Genomic DNA, 15748 nt, shown 5'->3' with positions numbered 1-15748 from the left:
CCGGCGGGCGGGCCCCGGCCGGCGCGCGGGTCAGCCCCGGACGACGCCCGCCGCCCTGGTGGAGCCGTCGTGGGGGTCGATCAGGAGGCAGGCGCCCGTCGTGCGCGACTCGGTGTACGGATCGACCGCCAGCGGCGAAGCCGTGCGCAGCAGCACCTCGCCGATCTCGTTCACCGCCAGCAGGTCCGCCGCCGGGTCGCAGGTCAGGTCGTCCAGTCCGGGGCAGGGCGAGATGTCCTCGACGACGGCCTGGATCGTACGGGTGCCGTGCTTGACCAGCACCCGCTCGCCGAGCGCCAGCGCCCGCTCATGCAGGTGGAACACGGTGATGTCGAGCTTGCACGTCGGCTCGGGAGCGGCGTTGGCGGCGACGATGAGATCGCCCCTGGACACGTCGAGAGCGGCGTCGAGGGCGATCGAGACCGACTGCGGCGCCCACGCCACGGGCGCCGGCCTGCCGAGCACGTCGATGCCGGCCACGGTGGCGCTGCGCCCGCTGGGCAGCACCGCGACGCGTTCGCCGACCCGCAGCACGCCGCCCGCGATCTGCCCGGCGTAGCAGCGCCGGCCGTCGGCCCTGATGACGTACTGGACGGGCATCCGGAGGGGAGCGCGGGCGGGATCGGCGCCCGCGGGTACGGTCTCCAGCAGCTCGAGAATGGTCGGGCCGCCGTACCAGTCCATGTTCGGCGAGGGAACGGCGACGTTGTCGCCGGTGAGCGCGGAGACGGGGATCGCGGTCACCTCGTCGATGCCGAGCCGGGAGGCCAGCGCGGTGAAGTCCGCCGCGACGGCGGCGAACGCGTCCTCGGAGAAGCCGGCGAGGTCCATCTTGTTCACCGCGAGCACGACGTGCGGCACCCGGAGCAGGGCGGCCACGGCCGCGTGCCGCCTGGTCTGCGCGCTGACGCCCTTGCGGACGTCCACCAGCAGCAGCACCAGCTCGGCGTTGGACGCGCCGGTGACCATGTTGCGGGTGTACTGGACGTGACCGGGCGTGTCGGCCAGGATGAACCGCCGGCGCGGCGTGGCGAAGTAGCGGTAGGCCACGTCGATCGTGATGCCCTGCTCGCGCTCGGCGCGCAGGCCGTCGGTGAGCAGCGCGAGCGCGGCGCCCTCGTGGCCCTGGCGGCGCGAGGCCGCCTCGACGGCCTCCAGCTGGTCGGCGAGGACTGTCTTGGTGTCGTACAGCAGGCGTCCGACCAGCGTGGACTTCCCGTCGTCCACCGAGCCCGCGGTGGCGAAGCGGAGCAATGTCGTCTCCATCAGAAATACCCCTCCCGTTTGCGATCCTCCATGGCCGCCTCGGAGGCCCGGTCGTCGGCGCGGGTGGCGCCCCGCTCGGTCAGCCGGGACGCCGTGATCTCGGCGATGACCTCCGCCACGGTCGTGGCGGCCGAGTCGACGGCGCCGGTGCACGACATGTCGCCGACCGTGCGGTACCGGACGAGCCGCCGCAGCACCGTCTCTCCCGGCCTGGGGCCGCCCCACGGGCCGGGGGCCAACCACATGCCGCGACGCTGGAACACCTCGCGCCGGTGCGCGTAGTAGATGGCGGGCAGCGGGACGTCCTCCCGGGCGATGTACTGCCAGACGTCGAGCTCGGTCCAGTTCGACAGCGGGAACACCCGTACGTGCTCGCCGGGGGTGTGCCGGCCGTTGTACAGGTTCCAGAGCTCGGGTCGCTGCCGCCGCGGGTCCCACATGCCGAACTCGTCACGCGGCGAGAACACCCGCTCCTTGGCCCGTGCCTTCTCCTCGTCCCTGCGCCCACCGCCGAAGACCGCGTCGAAGGGCCCGGCGGCGATGGCGTCCAGCAGCGGCACCGTCTGCAACTGGTTGCGCGAGCCGCCCGGCGCCTCGGCCAGCTCGCCCCGGTCGACGTAGTCCTGAACCGAGGCCACGCGCAGGCGCAGTCCGTGCTCGGCGACGATCCGGTCCCGGTAGGCGATGACCTCGGGGAAGTTGTGCCCGGTGTCCACGTGCAGCAGCGGGAAGGGCGGCGGCGCCGGAGCGAACGCCTTCAGCGCCAGGTGCAGCATGACGGCCGAGTCCTTGCCGCCGGAGAACAACAGCACGGGCCGCTCGAACTCGCCCGCGGTCTCCCTCAGGATGTGGACGGCCTCCGCCTCCAGCGTGTCCAGGTGGGACAGCAAATGGAGACCCTCGGTGGTGATCGTCACGGTGTCGTCCTCTCTCGTTCGTCGACCCAGCTCATGACCGCTCTGGCCAGCACCGCCCTGGCTTTTCTGAACTCCGCCGCGTCGAGCCGCTCGCCGGGGGTGTGGTCGAGCGCGGCGTCGCCGGGGCCGTAGGCGACCATGGGGACGTCCTGCCAGGTCGTGGCGAGGGTGTTCATGTCGCTGCTGCCCTTCTTCGCCAGGAACCGCGGTGTGGTGCCCATCTCGCGAAAGGCCCGCGAGAACGCTCGTACCAGCGCGCTCGTCCTGGGTGTGATCACCCCTGGCGTCGCCCTGAGCACCTCCACGCCGACCGCCTCGGCGATCTGCCGCACCAGGGCGACGAGGCTCTCGATCGGGGTCTCCTGCGGCACGCGTACATCGAAGACGGCCTCCCCCTGCTGCAGATGTCCGGCGTTGACCGCGTGGATGCCGAGCACGGCCATCATGGCCTTCGGCGAGCCCGCCGCGATCTCGTCGCGGAGCCTGCTCAGCACGTGCACCATGCGGTCGGCGGCGGTGACGACGCCGTGGCCCGCGGTGTGGCCGACCGGCTCGGCGATGCTCAGGCGCACCTTGAGCAGGCCGTGGTAGCCGACCGTCAGCGCCTCGGCGCCGCTCGGCTCGCCGATGATGACGGCGTCGGCCGGATAGTGGTCCCTGACGAAGAACGCGCCGCGCGCGGTGTTCTCCTCCTCGACCGCGCCTATGACGCGGACCTGCGCGTGGCCGGGCACGTCCATCTCGGCCAGCGTCTCCAGGAACGCCACCAGGCTGCCCTTGGCGTCCACGCAGCCGCGGCCCGACAGGGTGTCGCCGTCCCAGCGCACCGGCCAGCGGTGCGGGACGGTGTCGAGGTGGCCGAGCATGAGCAGCCGTTCGTGGCCCGAGCCGCGGGTGGCCACCAGGTTGCCGACCTCGTCGATCTCGGCGTGGATTCCGTGCTCCGTGCACCAGTCCACCAGGAACTCGGTCAGCTCACGCTCGTCGAACGACACCGAGGAGATCTCCACGGCCCTGGAGAGCAGCGACAGGTCGCCGGCGGGCGCCGGGGCGCGCCAGAACCGGGTGCCGGACGCGGGGGACAGGACGTACGGCCCGGTGATCGAGACGTCGGCGGTGCCGGTCAGCGCGATCTCGGCGGCGCGCACCTTCTGACGCATGCGGCCCCGCGCGTACGCCAGGCCCTCGCCGCGGGTGGCGTGCTCGATCCCGCTGGCCGGGTCCGCCGGGTCGGTGAGCAGCCCCGCCGTGCCGGTGACCAGGCGCAGGTGGTCGGCGTCCAGGGCGTTGGCCAGCTCGGCCGCCAGCACGTCGGCGTCCACGTTGAGCGCCGTGCCGCCGGCGGCGTCGGCGACCGGCGGCGACAGGCACACGACGTCGAACGCCTCGAGCAACTGGTCGAGGCAGTCGACGTCGACCGCGCACACCGTGCCCGCGCGGTGGTCGCGCACGACGCACACGCGGTCGTCGAGCTCGGCCCGTACCGGCGGGTTGGCCAGGGCCGACACCAGGGCGCCGGTGTGGGCCACCGAGGTGAACACGCTCAGTCCGCGCTCGGACAGCGCCTGCCGCACGCGGGGCAGGGTCACCTTCTCGTAGGCGTCGACGAGGTGCGGGATCTCCGCGGGCGGGCAGTAGCGCACCTCGCCGCCGCCGCGCACGCGCATCGTTCTGACGGGCCGGCCGATGTCGGCGTAGTGGCGGGCGATCCCGGTCGCGCCGCCCGCCACGAGCAGCAGCCGCGCACCGCGGGCACGCAGGCCGGCCAGCTCGTCGAAGACCCCCTCGTGGTCCAGGCCGGCGCTTCCGATCTTGATGACGTACAGGGCCGCCTTGCGGGTGCTGGCAGTGTGTCCGAGCACGGACATCTTCGGCTCCTCCTCAACTGATGCCACGGGTGTTGCCTCCGTCGATGAGCAGCACCGTTCCGGTGATGTACGAGGCCTGCTCGCCGGCCAGGAAGGTGGCCACCGCGCCGAAATCGGCCACGTTCCCGACCCGCCCGATCGGGATTCGCGCGGCCACGCGGTCCAGCTCAGCCTCCACGTCCGCCCCGAACTGCACGTCGAGGATGGGTGTCCGGTGAAAGCCCGGCGCCAGGACGTTGACGGTGACGCCGTTCGGGCCGAGCGCGTGCACCAGCCCCTTCATGTAGCCGAGCAGGCCGAGCCGGGCCACCGACGACAGCCCGCTCTCTGGGTGCGGCTGGCGTACGGACTCCGAGGCGATCATCAAGATCCGGCCCCAGCCGCCCTTCTTCAGCACGGGCAGCGCGGCGAGCGTGAGGCTGACGTGCGGCAGCAGGTTGGCGTCCACGGCCGAGCGGTAGTCGGCGACCTCGAAGGCGTCCACCGGGCCGAACGGCACGCCGCCCGTGTTGGTGACGAGGATGTCGATCCGGCCGAAGGTGGCGGCGGTCTTGCGCACCCAGTTCGCCGCGGCCCGCTCGTCGCGCAGGTCCACGGGGATGCTGAGCACGTCTCCCTGGCCCATCGCGTTGACCTCGACGTGGGCCTGGGCCAGCTTGTCCGGGTCGCGCCCGCAGATGGAGAGGTTCGCGCCCTCGGCCGCGAGCGCCCTGGCCACGGCGAGGCCGAGCCCGCTGCTGGAGGCGGCGACGAGGGCGACGCGGTCTTTCAGCCCCAGATCCACGATCGGGCCTCCTTGATCGGCAGGAGCGGGTAGCCGTAGCGGGCCAGCAGCGGCAGGGCCGGGCCGGTCGCCGCGGCGATCTCCCGCACGGTCAGCCCGGCGCGCCAGCGCTCGTCGGCGCGGATCACGGCCGCGCCACTCGACAGCCGGTCCGGGTTGCCGGTCACGGTGTGGTTCCTGCCGAGCGAGAGCCGGCCGGACTCGTCCACCGGCGGCTCGCCGTCGAGGCCCGCGAAGCGCATGACCGCGGTGACCACCCGGCTCGGGTCGCGGCACAGGTCCTCGTGCCTGACCCGCAGATAGCGGTCGGGACGGGCGCGGCCGATCAGCTCGGACGCGAGGTTGAACGCGGTCCAGTACCCGCTGCTGCGGGCCGGGCTCATCGGGTCGATGTAGTCCTTGGCCCGCTTGTAGGAGTAGGCGGTCGGGCGCGGATCGCGGACCATGTGGAGCACGCGGACGTCGAGGTCGGACCGGCCCAGCAGGGCGGCCGCCTCGGCCGGGTATTTGGAGCCGTCCACGATCAGGCGCTCGGCGCCCAGACCGGCGAGGCCGCGGTAGATCGCCGCGGTCCGCCCCATGGTCGGGTCGAGGCCGGGCGCCGGTCTCGCCGTGCCGCCGGACTCGGCGAGCCGGTCGCGGGTGTGCCTGGTCCGCAGCAGCGACCGCTGTGCGCGCACCATCCGCCGCGCCGTCTCGTGGCGGTCGTCGCCGGCCGCGGCCAGCACGCGCGACCACAGATCGCACGCGGTCACGCCGCTGCCGCAGCCGCAGGTGGAGTTGGTTCCCGCGCCGAGTACACCGTTGCGCCACAGGTAGTGCAGCTCGCCGGTGTGCAGAACGCCGGGAAGCTCTCCCAGGACGTTGCCGAGCAGGGTGCTGCCGCAGCGCATCCAGCCGGTGATGTACAGAACTCGCGGGTCAGCCATGGTCACCGCCCCACGACAGCGTCATCAGGTGCTGGGGCAACCGCACGGCCAGCCCCACCCGGGTGGTGGCGCGGACCGTGGGTCCGTCCAGCGTGATGTCGGCCACGCCGGGGAGCAGCAGCGTCGCCGCGGCGCTGAAGTCGCCGAGCAGCAACCGGTCGCGCGGGATCATACGGGTCCGCGACACCTTGATGCCGGCCGTGGCCAGCCGGGAGAGCGCGCCCAGGCGGACCAGCTCCCAGTAGACGGCCGGGTGCGCGACGATGCCGTCGCAGGAGCCGCCGGTCTCCTCGACCAGCGCGGCGGCCGTCGTGACGGCCTCTTCCAGAGTCTTCCCGGTTCTGGTGTGCCGGGTGCCCGGCTGCGCGAGGAGCCCGGTGATCGCGCCGTCGGCGGTGCCGTGCAGCAGCGACTCGTTCTCCACGACCGAGAGCCGGACCAGCACCCGGAAGTCGATGTAGTGGGCGAGCAGGGCGGGGTCGTGGATGAGGTCGCCGGGGATCGGCATCGTGACGCTCAGGTCGGTCAGCCTGGCCTGGGCCAGCCGCGGCGCGAACGCCGCCTCGGGAGTGGCCGCGTACGACGTCCCGGCGGCGCCGAGCTCGCCCTGCGGCGGCTCGTACACGAAGGTGTACGGCTCGTCGGCCACGTCCGCGGTTCTGAGCAGGTGCCGCACCGTGTAGCGGGGCCGGGTGGCGAACAGCGGGAACGCCGCCGGCAGATGGCTGCGGAAAGGCACCGACGCGGCCCCTTCGGCGACGGCCGAGGCGAACAGCCCGCCCGGGGTGGCCTCGGTTTCAAGTCCGGGAGTCGTCAGCATGAGAACTCACTTTCCACGGGAATGAATGATTACCGTGTGAGCGTAAGCGGCGGAGTCAATGTTTTTACGCCCCTGACCAGTAGCTCTGCTTATCCGGTAATCAGCGCGCAATTATTGGTGCCTGCATATAAGCGGCCATTTTCACTGTGAGCAGCAGTATTTGTTGGAGTTTTCCGGGGCGACCGGGTTACCGTCGCCAGTGAAATGCAATGCACCTAATTCGGAAGGGGCGACCTGATGCAGAAGGTGATGGAAGCGGCGGCGGAGTGCCCGGAGTGCGCGGCTGTGGTGCCCATCGAGGCGGACGCGCGGTCCGGCGAGATCATCGAGTGCCCGGACTGCCGGAGCGAGCTGGAGATGGCCTCGGTCGAGCCCCCGGCGCTCGTTCTCGCCCCCGAGGTCGAGGAAGACTGGGGCGAGTGACGATGCCGGCGTCACGCCTTGCCGTCCTCGCGTCACGGGTGAGATTCGAGGAAAAAGCGATCATCGCCGCGCTCGAACGGCGCGGCGCCTCGTACGAATATCTCGACTCTCGTTCGCTGTTCGTCGCGGGGAATCCCGACAGAGCGGATTGGGCCGGGAGGTTCGTGCTGAACCGTGAAGTCGGCCACTTCAGGGCGCTCTACGCGGCGAGCGCCCTGGAGTCCGCCGGGGCGACCGTGGTCAACTCCTCCCGCGCCACGCAGGTGAGCGGCGACAAGTGGCACACCTCGGCGGCCCTGCTCGGCGCGGGACTGCCGACCCCCAGGACCGTCCTGGCGTTCACACCGCAGTCGGCGCTGGCCGCGCTGGACAAGCTCGGCTACCCGGCCGTCATCAAACCGCTGATCGGCTCCTGGGGCCGGCTGGTCACCCGGGTCACCGACCGCGAGATCTCCACGGCCGTGCTCGAACACGTCGAGGCCCTGCCCTCCCCGCAGGCGCACGTGATCTACCTGCAGGAGCAGGTGGCCAAGGCGGACCGCGACATCCGCGTGATCGTCGTGGGCGGCCGGGCGCTGGGCGGCACCTACCGCCGCAGCACCGAGTGGCGCACCAACGTGGCCAGAGGAGCGGTGAGCGAGCGGCTCTCGCTCTCCGGCGACCACGCCGATCTCGCGATCGCCGCGGCGGCCGCGGTCGGCGCCGACATCGCGGGCGTGGACCTCATCGAGGACGGCGACGGCTCGGTCACCGTGCTCGAGGTCAACGACCGCGTGGAGTTCAGAGGCTTCCAGGAAGCGCACGGTTCCCACACCGACGTGGCCGACGCCATCGCGGCCCACCTCATCGAGAGGACGGAATGAACGCCAACTCTCACTCCGCAGGCGGACTCAACGCTGTTCATGATCGCAGGTTGCGCGTGGCGGTCGTCGGAGCGGCCGGCTACATCGGCGGCGAGCTGCTGCGGCTGCTCATCTCCCACCCGGGAGTCGAGTTCGCCGCGGCCACGTCGCGCAGCCTGCGCGGACGCCCGATCGACGGCGTCCATCCGAACCTGCGCGGCTTCACCCGGCTGGCCTTCTGCACGGAGGACGAGCTCGACCACTGCGACGTGCTGTTCCTGGCGACGCCGCACCGCGAGACGATGCGCAAGATGCCGCAGTTCATCGGACTGGCGGACACGATCATCGACCTGTCCGGCGACTTCCGGCTGCACGACCCCCTCGTGTACGAGGACTACTACGGCGTGCCGCACGAGGCTCCCGAGCTGATCGGCACGTTCGTGCAGGGGCTGGCCGAGCTGCACAGGGAGCGGCTGCGTACGGCGAGTCGGATCAGCGTCCCCGGCTGCATGGCGACGGCCGGGATCCTGGCCCTCGTGCCCCTCGCCGAGGCCGGGCTGATCCAGGGCTCGCTGACCGTGGACGCCAAGACCGGCTCCAGCGGTGCGGGGGCGAAGGCCGGACCCGAGAACCTGCACGCCGAGCGGAGCGGTGCCCTCAGGGTCTTCGCCCCCACCCGGCACCGTCACGAGGCCGAGATCACGCAGGCCACCGGCCTGCCCGTCAGCATGACCGCGACCGGCGTCGAGGCGGTGCGGGGCGTGCAGCTCCTGTGCAAGGCGTCGCTGACGCCCGGCGTGGACGAGAAGGCCATCCGGGGCGCCTACCGCGCCCGCTACGGGGACGAGCCCTTCATCCGGGTCGTCGCCCACCGGCGCGGCCTGCACCGGTTCCCCGACTCCAAGATCCTGTCCGGCTCCAACTTCTGCGACGTGGGCTTCGCCCTGGAGCAGGGCGCGAGCCACGTCACGGTGATCTCGGCCCTGGACAACCTGGTGAAGGGCGGAGCGGGAAACGCCGTCCAGTGCATGAACGTCCGGTACGGCATGCCGGAGGCACTCGGGCTCGAATTCAGCGGCCTGCACCCGAACTGATCCAAGGAGTAGCTCATGACCATCGTCTCCACCACGCCGCACGCGCTTGCGTCCGCCGAGACGACCGCCCGCGTCAGGGAGCACATCGTCGGGATGTGCGCAGGGCCGGAGGGCGGCCACGCGGGCGGCTCGCTGTCGCTCGTCGAGATCCTGGCCACGCTGTACTTCCGCGTCATGCGCGTCGATCCCCGCTTCCCCGGGGCGCCCGACCGCGACGTGCTGCTGCTCAGCAAGGGTCACGGCGGCCTCGCCCTGTACGCGACGCTCTGCGAGGCCGGCTTCTTCCCCGAGGAGCGGCTGGCCGAGTACGCGCTGCCGGACAGCCACTTCATGGCGCATCCCCACCCGGAGATCCCCGGCGTGGAGATGCCGACCGGCTCGCTCGGGCACGGCCTGGCGCTGGGAATCGGCTTCGCGCTGGCGTTCCGGCTCGACGGCGCCGACCGCCGCTGCTTCGTCGTCATGGGCGACGGCGAGCTGCAGGAGGGCTCGGTGTGGGAGGCGGCCGCGGTGGCCGCCAACCACCGGCTGGACGGCCTGGTCGCCGTCGTGGACCGCAACCGCCTGCAGATCACCGGCGACACCGAGTCGGTCGGCGGTACGGAACCGCTGGCCGAGCGGTGGCGGGCCTTCGGCTGGCAGGTGCGCGAGGCCGACGGCCACGACATGGAGGAACTGGCCGTGGCGCTCGGCACGCCGCCGGTGCCTGGGCGGCCCACCCTGATCATCGCGCACACCGTGAAGGGCAAGGGCCTGCCGTTCGTGGAGGGCCAGGTCCGCAGCCACTACGCCCGCCTGAGCGAGCGGCAGCACCAGCGGGCGCTCGCCGCCCTCCGCTCGGAAAGCCCCCTGGGCTCGGATAGGGCCCTCGGCTCGGAAAGGGCCCTGGGCTCGGAAAGGGAACGCGCATGACCGGGACGGCGGTCCTCTCCTCGCGGGAGGTCTATCGCGACCTGGTGGCCGCGCTGCTGCCCGGCGACGAGCGGCTGGTCTGCCTGGACTCCGACACCGGTCTGTTCGCCGGCGTCGACTTCGGCCCCGCCCGCGACCGGTACGTCAACCTCGGCATCGCCGAGCACACGATGATGGGCGCCGCCGCCGGGCTGGCCAAGGAGGGGCGCCGGCCGCTGGTCAACACCATGGCCGCGTTCGCCGCCTCGCGAGCCGTCGAGGCCGTCAAGATCGATATCGCGATGAACGGCCTGCCCGTCCTCATCGCGGCCACCCACTCCGGTGTGTCGGCCGGCCATCTGGGCCCCACGCACCACGCGCTGGAGGACCTGGCCGTCATGCGGACGCTGCCGAACATGACCGTGGTGGCGCCGGGCGACGCCGCCACCACCGCCGCCCTGTTCCGCCAGGCGGTCGTGACGAGCGGGCCGGTGTACTTCAGGCTCGGCCGTGGGCCCACCCCGGACCTGCCGCCTGGCCCATCCGTACGGCTCGGCCGGGCACAGGTGCTGCGCCGCGGCCTGGACGTCACGATCGCCGCCTGCGGACCATACCCGGTGCTGGCCGCGCTGGAGGCCGCGGACCTGCTGGGGCGGGACGGCATCCGGGCGAGCGTGCTCCACGTGCACACGGTCAAGCCGCTGGACGTGGCCACCCTGGCGGCGTGGGCGAGCGCGACCGGCCTGGTGATCACCGTGGAGGAGCACTGGGCTCACGGCGGGTTCGGCGCCGCGGTCGCCGAGTCCCTGACCGAGCTCATGCCGATCCGGGTGCACCGGGTGGCGCTGCCGGACGCCTTCGTCTCGGTCGCGGGCGACCAGCGCCACCTTCTCCGCCGGGCCGGCGTCACGGCCGCGGCGGTTGTCGAGCGGGCCAGGTCGGCCCTCGGACGAAAGGACGTGTGGTGACCGCGACGAGCATCGCGACCGGAGAGCTCTTCCGTACGGCCGGGTGGTGGCGCGAGGAGACGATCCTCGATGATTTGCGCCGCGCCGTCGCCGCCCATCCGGCCAAGCCCGCCCTGGTCTGCTACCAGGGTGGCGACGCCGTGACCGTGACCTACGCCGAGCTGGCCGTGCTGACCGACCGGCTGGCGGGCAACCTGCTGCGGCTCGGCGTGCGGCCGGGCGACGTGGTGAGCCTGCAGCTGCCGAACTCGTGGCAGCTCGTCGTCTCGATCCTGGCCTGCGCCAGGATCGGTGCGGTGGCCGGGCCGATCGTGCCGATCATGCGCAGGCGCGAGGTCGAGTTCATGACCCGGCTGACCGGCAGTCCCGTCTACATCGCGGCGGCCGAGTTCCGCGGCTTCTCCTACGCGGAGATGAGCGCGGAGGTCGCCGCCGCGGTCCCGACGCTGCGCCACCGGGTGCTGGTCGGCGGCGGACCCGGAGCCCTCGACTTCCACCGCGACCTGCTGGAGCACCAGCCGCCGGCCGCCGACCTCGGCGCCCTGGAGGCCGGCCCCGACGACCCCGCCCAGGTCATCTTCACATCAGGCACGACCGGTGAACCCAAGGGCGTCGTGCACTCCCACAACACCCTCCACGCCATGAACCGGGCGCAGGCGGACGTGCTCGGCCTGACCTCCGGCGAGGTGACCGCGATGGGGTCGCCCACCACGCACCAGGCCGGCTACACGTGGAACTTCGTCATGCCGCTGCTGCTGGGCGCGACCGCCGTTCAGGTCGACGCCTGGGACCCGGTGCGGATGCTGGACATCCTGCGGGAGCGGGCGGTCACGTTCTTCATGGGCGCGCCCACGTTTCTGTCCGACCTCATCGAGGCCCAGCGCGAGGATCCCAGGGACCTGAGCGCGCTGAGGACGTTCGCCACCGGCAGCGCGCCGATCGCGCCGAGCCTGGTGGAGGACGCCGGCGAGGTACTCGGCTGCCGGGTCTACGCACTGTGGGGCATGTCGGAGAACGGCTGCGTCACCATCACCCGCCCCGAGCACCCGCCGCTGCGTGCCGCCGAGAGCGACGGCATCGTCGTGCCCGGCATGGAGATCCGGATCGTGGACCGCGGGGGCGACCCCGTGCCGCCGGGGGAGCAGGGTCTGCTGCAGGTACGCGGCGCGTCCCAGTGCCTCGGCTACTTCCGCCGCCCGGAGGTGTACGCGGCGTCGGTGACCGCCGACGGCTGGTTCGACACCGGCGACCTCGCCCGGGACGACGGCCACGGCGGCATCCGCATCACCGGCCGGCTCAAGGACATCGTCATGCGCGGCGCGGAGAACATCCCCGTCGTCGAGGTCGAGGGCGCCCTGCTGCGGCACCCCGCCATCAGGGACGTGGCGGTCGTCGGCTATCCGGACGAGCGGCTGGGCGAGCGCGCCTGCGCCGTCGTCGTGGCGACCGGCGCACCGCCGACGCTCGACGACGTACGGGTCCATCTGACCGGGCTCGGCATGGCCAAGCAGTACTGGCCGGAGCGGCTGGAGATCGTGCCGTCCCTGCCCCGCACCCCATCGGGAAAGATCCAGAAATTCGCCCTCCGTGACGCGCTGAGGAACTGACGTGGACTTCGATTTCACCCCTGAGCAGAATGCTCTCGCCAAGCAGGCCAGGCAGTTCGCGGCCGAGCGGGTCGCGCCCTACCGGCGCGAGAGCGACGTACACGGCTCCTACCGCCCCGGGCTGCTCCCGGACCTGGGCGCCGAGGGCCTGTTCGCGCTGCGCCTGCCCGAGGCGTACGGCGGGCAGGACCTGGACGCGGTGAGCGCCGGCATCGTCCTGGAGGAGCTGGCCGCGGCCGACCTGTCCGTGTGCTTCCCGGTGCTCAACGCCGCCCTCGTCGGCGGGGTACTGGCCGCGAACGGCAGCCCTGAGCAGCTCGCCGAGTGGCTGCCGCCGATCGTCCGCGGCGAGTCGGTGCTCGCGCTGGGCCTCACAGAACCCGGGCACGGCACCGATGCCGCCGCGATCGAGACGCGGGCGGAGCCCGACGGCGACGGGTGGCTCCTGACCGGCGAGAAGACGTCGATCATGTCCGCCGCGTACGCCACCCACGCCCTGCTCTTCGCCCGCACCGGCGAGCCGGGACCGTACGGGATCACGGCCTTCTACGTCGGCCTCGACGGCGTCGAGCGCGAACTCCTCCAGGACCTCGGCTGCCGGTCCGGCGGTCGCGGGCGGCTGGTCCTCGACGGCCTGCGGGTGGGCCCCGAGCACGTGGTCGGCGGCGTGGGCCGCGGCTTCGGCCAGGTCATGCGCGGGTTCGGGGTGTCCAGGGCGCTGATCGCGCTGATGGCCATCGCCGTCGGCAGGGCCGCTCTCGACGAGGCCATCGCGCACGCGGCCACGAGGGAGGCGTTCGGCCAGGTGCTCGGGCGCTTCCAGGCGGTGTCGTTCCCGCTGGTCGAGCACGCGACGCTGCTCCACGCGGCGCGGCTGGTGGCCTTCGAGGCGCTGTGGCGGGCCGACGTGGGCCTGGACCCGAGGGAGGCGGCCAACATGGCCAAGTGGTGGGCGCCGAAGGCGGCGGTCGAGGCCGCGCACCAGGCGCTGCTGACCCTCGGACACCTCGGCTGGTCGGAGGACGGGCCGGTGGCGCAGCGCCTGCGGGACGTCATCGGGCTCCAGCTCGCGGACGGCACCGCCGCCGCGACCAAACTGGTGGTGGCCCGGCGCCTGCTCGGCAGGGAGAACGCCCCGTGACCTCAGGCGTGCTTCTTCGACTCCCGGTAGACGCGCATCTTCGAGCGGGTCCCGCAGACCTCCATCGAGCACCAGCGGCCGGTGCGGTTGCGCGAGCGGTCGTAGAAGGCCCACTCGCACTGGTGCGCGTGGCAGGCCTTGAGCCGCTGCCAGGACCCCTCGATCGCGGCCTCGGACACCGCGGCCAGGATCGTCGCGAACACGCCCCGCACGTCACTCAGCGTCGGGCCGAGGCGCAGGGCGCCGCTCTCGTCGAAGTCCACGACGAGCGGGCAGCCGCGCGCGATGTGCTCGACGGCGCCGCGGGCCGGCAGGTCGGGGTCGCCGCCGTTGTGCTCGCGCAGCAGGGCGCGCAGCGCCTCCCTGAAGGTCACCGCGTCGCGCCGGTCGAGCTCTCCCGGCTCCAGGCCGGGGAAGCCGTGCCGGTCCAGCCAGGTGGCGAACCCCTCGACGGTGGCGAGGTAATCGGGCCCGAACTCGACGTTGATGCTGTTCACGAAGGACTGCACGAGCGCGAGTCGGCCGGGCGCGATCGCCCTGTCTCCAGGTTGTCCCTTCATGCCGCCGATATTACCGGCAAAACTGTTTCGCCGGTAGAGCCGGTGCCGCGGCATCAGGTACCGCATCCGTCGAAGCGGCGGCGAGAGGAGGCGCGGCTGCCGCACCGGCGCGTCACACACGTCCCCCAGTAGGTCCCGCGGCCGTGGCGGGCTCGTCCCGGCCGCCGCCAAGCGTGGTCTCATCCAGGAAGGAAAAGGACAATGTCGGAAACCTCAGAGACGGTACGGCGTCCACCGCTCGGCCTGCTCTGCACCGCCCAGTTCATGCTCACGCTGGACTTCGCGATCCTGAACGTGGCTCTGCCGTCGATCCAGCGCGACCTCGGCTTCACCGACGCCGCCCTCCAGTGGGTGGTGGGCGCGTACGCGCTGTTCTACGGCGGGTTCCTGCTGCTCGGCGGGCGGCTGGGCGACCTGTTCGGCCGCAAGCGCCTGTTCGTCGGCGGCCTGGTGCTCTTCACCGCCGCCTCCCTGGTGGGCGGCTTCGCCACGGATCCCATCGTGCTGGTGGTGGCGCGCGCCCTGCAGGGCCTGACGGCGGCGGCGGTCTCGCCCGCGGTGCTGGCGCTGATCGCGTCCGGCTTCACCGAGGCCAAGGAACGCGCGAAGGCCATGGGCATCTTCGGCGCGGTCGCGTCGGCCGGCTTCACCGGCGGCGTGCTGTTCGGCGGCATCCTCACCGAGTACCTCGGGTGGCGCTCGGTCATGTGGGTCAACGTGCCGATCGGCATCCTGCTGATCGCCCGCGCGCTCAAGCGCCTGGACGCCGACCACGGCGTGGCCAGGCGCGGGCGCGTGGACCTGCCCGGCGCGACGCTGGTCACGGTCGGCATGTGCGCGATCATGTACGCCCTGACCGTCGCCGCGGACCAGGGCTGGAGCTCGGCGGGCGTGGTGTGGCCGCTGGCGGTGGGCGGCGTGCTGCTCGTCGCGTTCGTGTGGCTGCAGGCCCGGGTCTCCACTCCGCTGGTGCCGCTGTCGATCTTCGCCAACCGCGCGGTGACGGCGGGCAACGCGATCGCGTTCCTGTCCGGCGGCGTGATGTCGATCTCGACGTTCTTCATGAGCGTCTACATGCAGGAGGTGCTCGGTTACTCGGCCATCCAGACCGGGCTCGCGTTCTTCCCGCAGGCCTTCGTGGTCGTGCTGGCCAGCAAGAACGTGGCGCAGATGACCGGAACGCGCGGCGCGCGTCCCGTGCTCATCGGCGGCGCCGTGCTCCTGACGGCGGGCTCACTGCTGCTGACGGGGATTCCCGTGGACGGCTCGCTCTGGATCCACATCGTGCCCGGTGGCGTGCTGCAGGGCTTGGGCGTCACCGTCATGATGATCAGCACCGCGGTGGCCGCGACCTATGGCGTGGCGGGGCCGCGCATGGGTCTGGCGTCCGGGCTCTACACCTCCAGCAGGCAGCTCGGCGTCGGCCTGTGGCTGGCGATCGGCGTCACAGCCTCCGGCCTCGCGGCGGGCTCCGGCATCGAGGCGTTCCACACGGCATTCTGGCTGGCCGCCGGCCTGTCAGTACTGATCGCCGCCCTGTCCTTCCTCATCCCCGCGACCAAAAAGCCGGCCGCCCCTGCCCGGCCGCCCCTGCTCCAGAGGCGGTGTCCGCCAACTAGCACGCGGGGGGCATGCCCC

General features: G+C 72.3%; 15 protein-coding genes. 8 read left to right on the top strand and 7 right to left on the bottom strand.

Features of this window, described 5'->3' with window-relative positions; genetic code table 11:
• Nucleotides 1–30: 30 nt before the first annotated feature.
• The 6 genes from ITP53_RS01740 to ITP53_RS01715 are packed head-to-tail and all read right to left on the bottom strand — an operon-like array spanning nt 31 to nt 6584.
• On the bottom strand, nt 31–1266 hold the full coding sequence (locus ITP53_RS01740) for a sulfate adenylyltransferase subunit 1 (protein WP_195893477.1): 1236 nt from the start codon (nt 1264–1266) through the stop codon (nt 31–33).
• Entirely contained in the window at nt 1266–2183 is a 918-nt protein-coding gene (gene cysD / locus ITP53_RS01735; protein ID WP_328813689.1) for a sulfate adenylyltransferase subunit CysD, read from the bottom strand. The genes ITP53_RS01740 and cysD overlap by 1 nt, the downstream gene beginning before the upstream one ends.
• Nucleotides 2180–4051, bottom strand: coding sequence for a M20/M25/M40 family metallo-hydrolase (locus ITP53_RS01730; protein WP_195893476.1), 1872 nt, complete (start codon nt 4049–4051; stop codon nt 2180–2182). Before ITP53_RS01730 ends, cysD begins: the two co-directional genes overlap by 4 nt.
• Before the next feature lie 13 nt (nt 4052–4064).
• Nucleotides 4065–4835, bottom strand: coding sequence for an SDR family NAD(P)-dependent oxidoreductase (locus tag ITP53_RS01725; RefSeq protein WP_195893475.1), 771 nt, complete (start codon nt 4833–4835; stop codon nt 4065–4067).
• Nucleotides 4820–5764, bottom strand: coding sequence for a sulfotransferase (locus ITP53_RS01720; RefSeq protein WP_195893474.1), 945 nt, complete (start codon nt 5762–5764; stop codon nt 4820–4822). The genes ITP53_RS01725 and ITP53_RS01720 overlap by 16 nt, the downstream gene beginning before the upstream one ends.
• On the bottom strand, nt 5757–6584 hold the full coding sequence (locus tag ITP53_RS01715) for a family 3 encapsulin nanocompartment shell protein (RefSeq protein ID WP_195893473.1): 828 nt from the start codon (nt 6582–6584) through the stop codon (nt 5757–5759). The genes ITP53_RS01720 and ITP53_RS01715 overlap by 8 nt, the downstream gene beginning before the upstream one ends.
• A 237-nt stretch (nt 6585–6821) precedes the next feature.
• Here ITP53_RS01715 and ITP53_RS01710 point away from each other — a divergent pair, with 237 nt between their 5' ends.
• The 7 genes from ITP53_RS01710 to ITP53_RS58960 are packed head-to-tail and all read left to right on the top strand — an operon-like array spanning nt 6822 to nt 13550.
• The gene (locus ITP53_RS01710) at nt 6822–7007 is read left to right on the top strand and encodes a lysine biosynthesis protein LysW (RefSeq protein ID WP_236050326.1); all 186 of its coding nucleotides are present in this window, start codon (nt 6822–6824) and stop codon (nt 7005–7007) included.
• Nucleotides 7008–7009: 2 nt separating this feature from the next.
• Nucleotides 7010–7870: a RimK family alpha-L-glutamate ligase gene (locus tag ITP53_RS01705; protein WP_195893472.1), complete on the top strand. Its 861-nt coding sequence runs from the start codon at nt 7010–7012 to the stop codon at nt 7868–7870.
• 56 nt (nt 7871–7926) lie between these two features.
• Nucleotides 7927–8943, top strand: coding sequence for an N-acetyl-gamma-glutamyl-phosphate reductase (gene argC, locus ITP53_RS01700; protein WP_328813686.1), 1017 nt, complete (start codon nt 7927–7929; stop codon nt 8941–8943).
• 15 nt (nt 8944–8958) lie between these two features.
• Nucleotides 8959–9855 carry a transketolase gene (locus ITP53_RS01695; protein ID WP_195893470.1) on the top strand — a complete coding sequence of 299 codons (897 nt, stop codon included), beginning with the start codon at nt 8959–8961 and terminating at the stop codon, nt 9853–9855.
• Nucleotides 9852–10802 carry a transketolase family protein gene (locus tag ITP53_RS01690; protein WP_195893469.1) on the top strand — a complete coding sequence of 317 codons (951 nt, stop codon included), beginning with the start codon at nt 9852–9854 and terminating at the stop codon, nt 10800–10802. Before ITP53_RS01695 ends, ITP53_RS01690 begins: the two co-directional genes overlap by 4 nt.
• Nucleotides 10799–12409 (top strand): AMP-binding protein, encoded by a 1611-nt coding sequence (locus tag ITP53_RS01685; RefSeq protein ID WP_328813683.1) that lies wholly within the window; start codon nt 10799–10801, stop codon nt 12407–12409. The genes ITP53_RS01690 and ITP53_RS01685 overlap by 4 nt, the downstream gene beginning before the upstream one ends.
• A 1-nt stretch (nt 12410) precedes the next feature.
• Entirely contained in the window at nt 12411–13550 is a 1140-nt protein-coding gene (locus ITP53_RS58960; RefSeq protein WP_195893467.1) for an acyl-CoA dehydrogenase family protein, read from the top strand.
• A gap of 2 nt (nt 13551–13552) precedes the next feature.
• Here the strand turns inward: ITP53_RS58960 and ITP53_RS01675 are convergent, their stop codons facing one another.
• Nucleotides 13553–14110, bottom strand: coding sequence for a CGNR zinc finger domain-containing protein (locus ITP53_RS01675; protein ID WP_195893466.1), 558 nt, complete (start codon nt 14108–14110; stop codon nt 13553–13555).
• Between the two features lie 201 nt (nt 14111–14311).
• Here ITP53_RS01675 and ITP53_RS01670 point away from each other — a divergent pair.
• The coding region (locus tag ITP53_RS01670) for an MFS transporter (protein WP_195893465.1) at nt 14312–15748 on the top strand (1437 nt) is incomplete at its 3' end.

It is taken from the genome of Nonomuraea cypriaca, assembly GCF_015645445.1.
Classification (GTDB): domain Bacteria; phylum Actinomycetota; class Actinomycetes; order Streptosporangiales; family Streptosporangiaceae; genus Nonomuraea; species Nonomuraea cypriaca.
The sequence above is the reverse complement of the archived record's forward strand: the minus strand, read 5'-3'. Positions and strand labels throughout refer to the sequence as shown.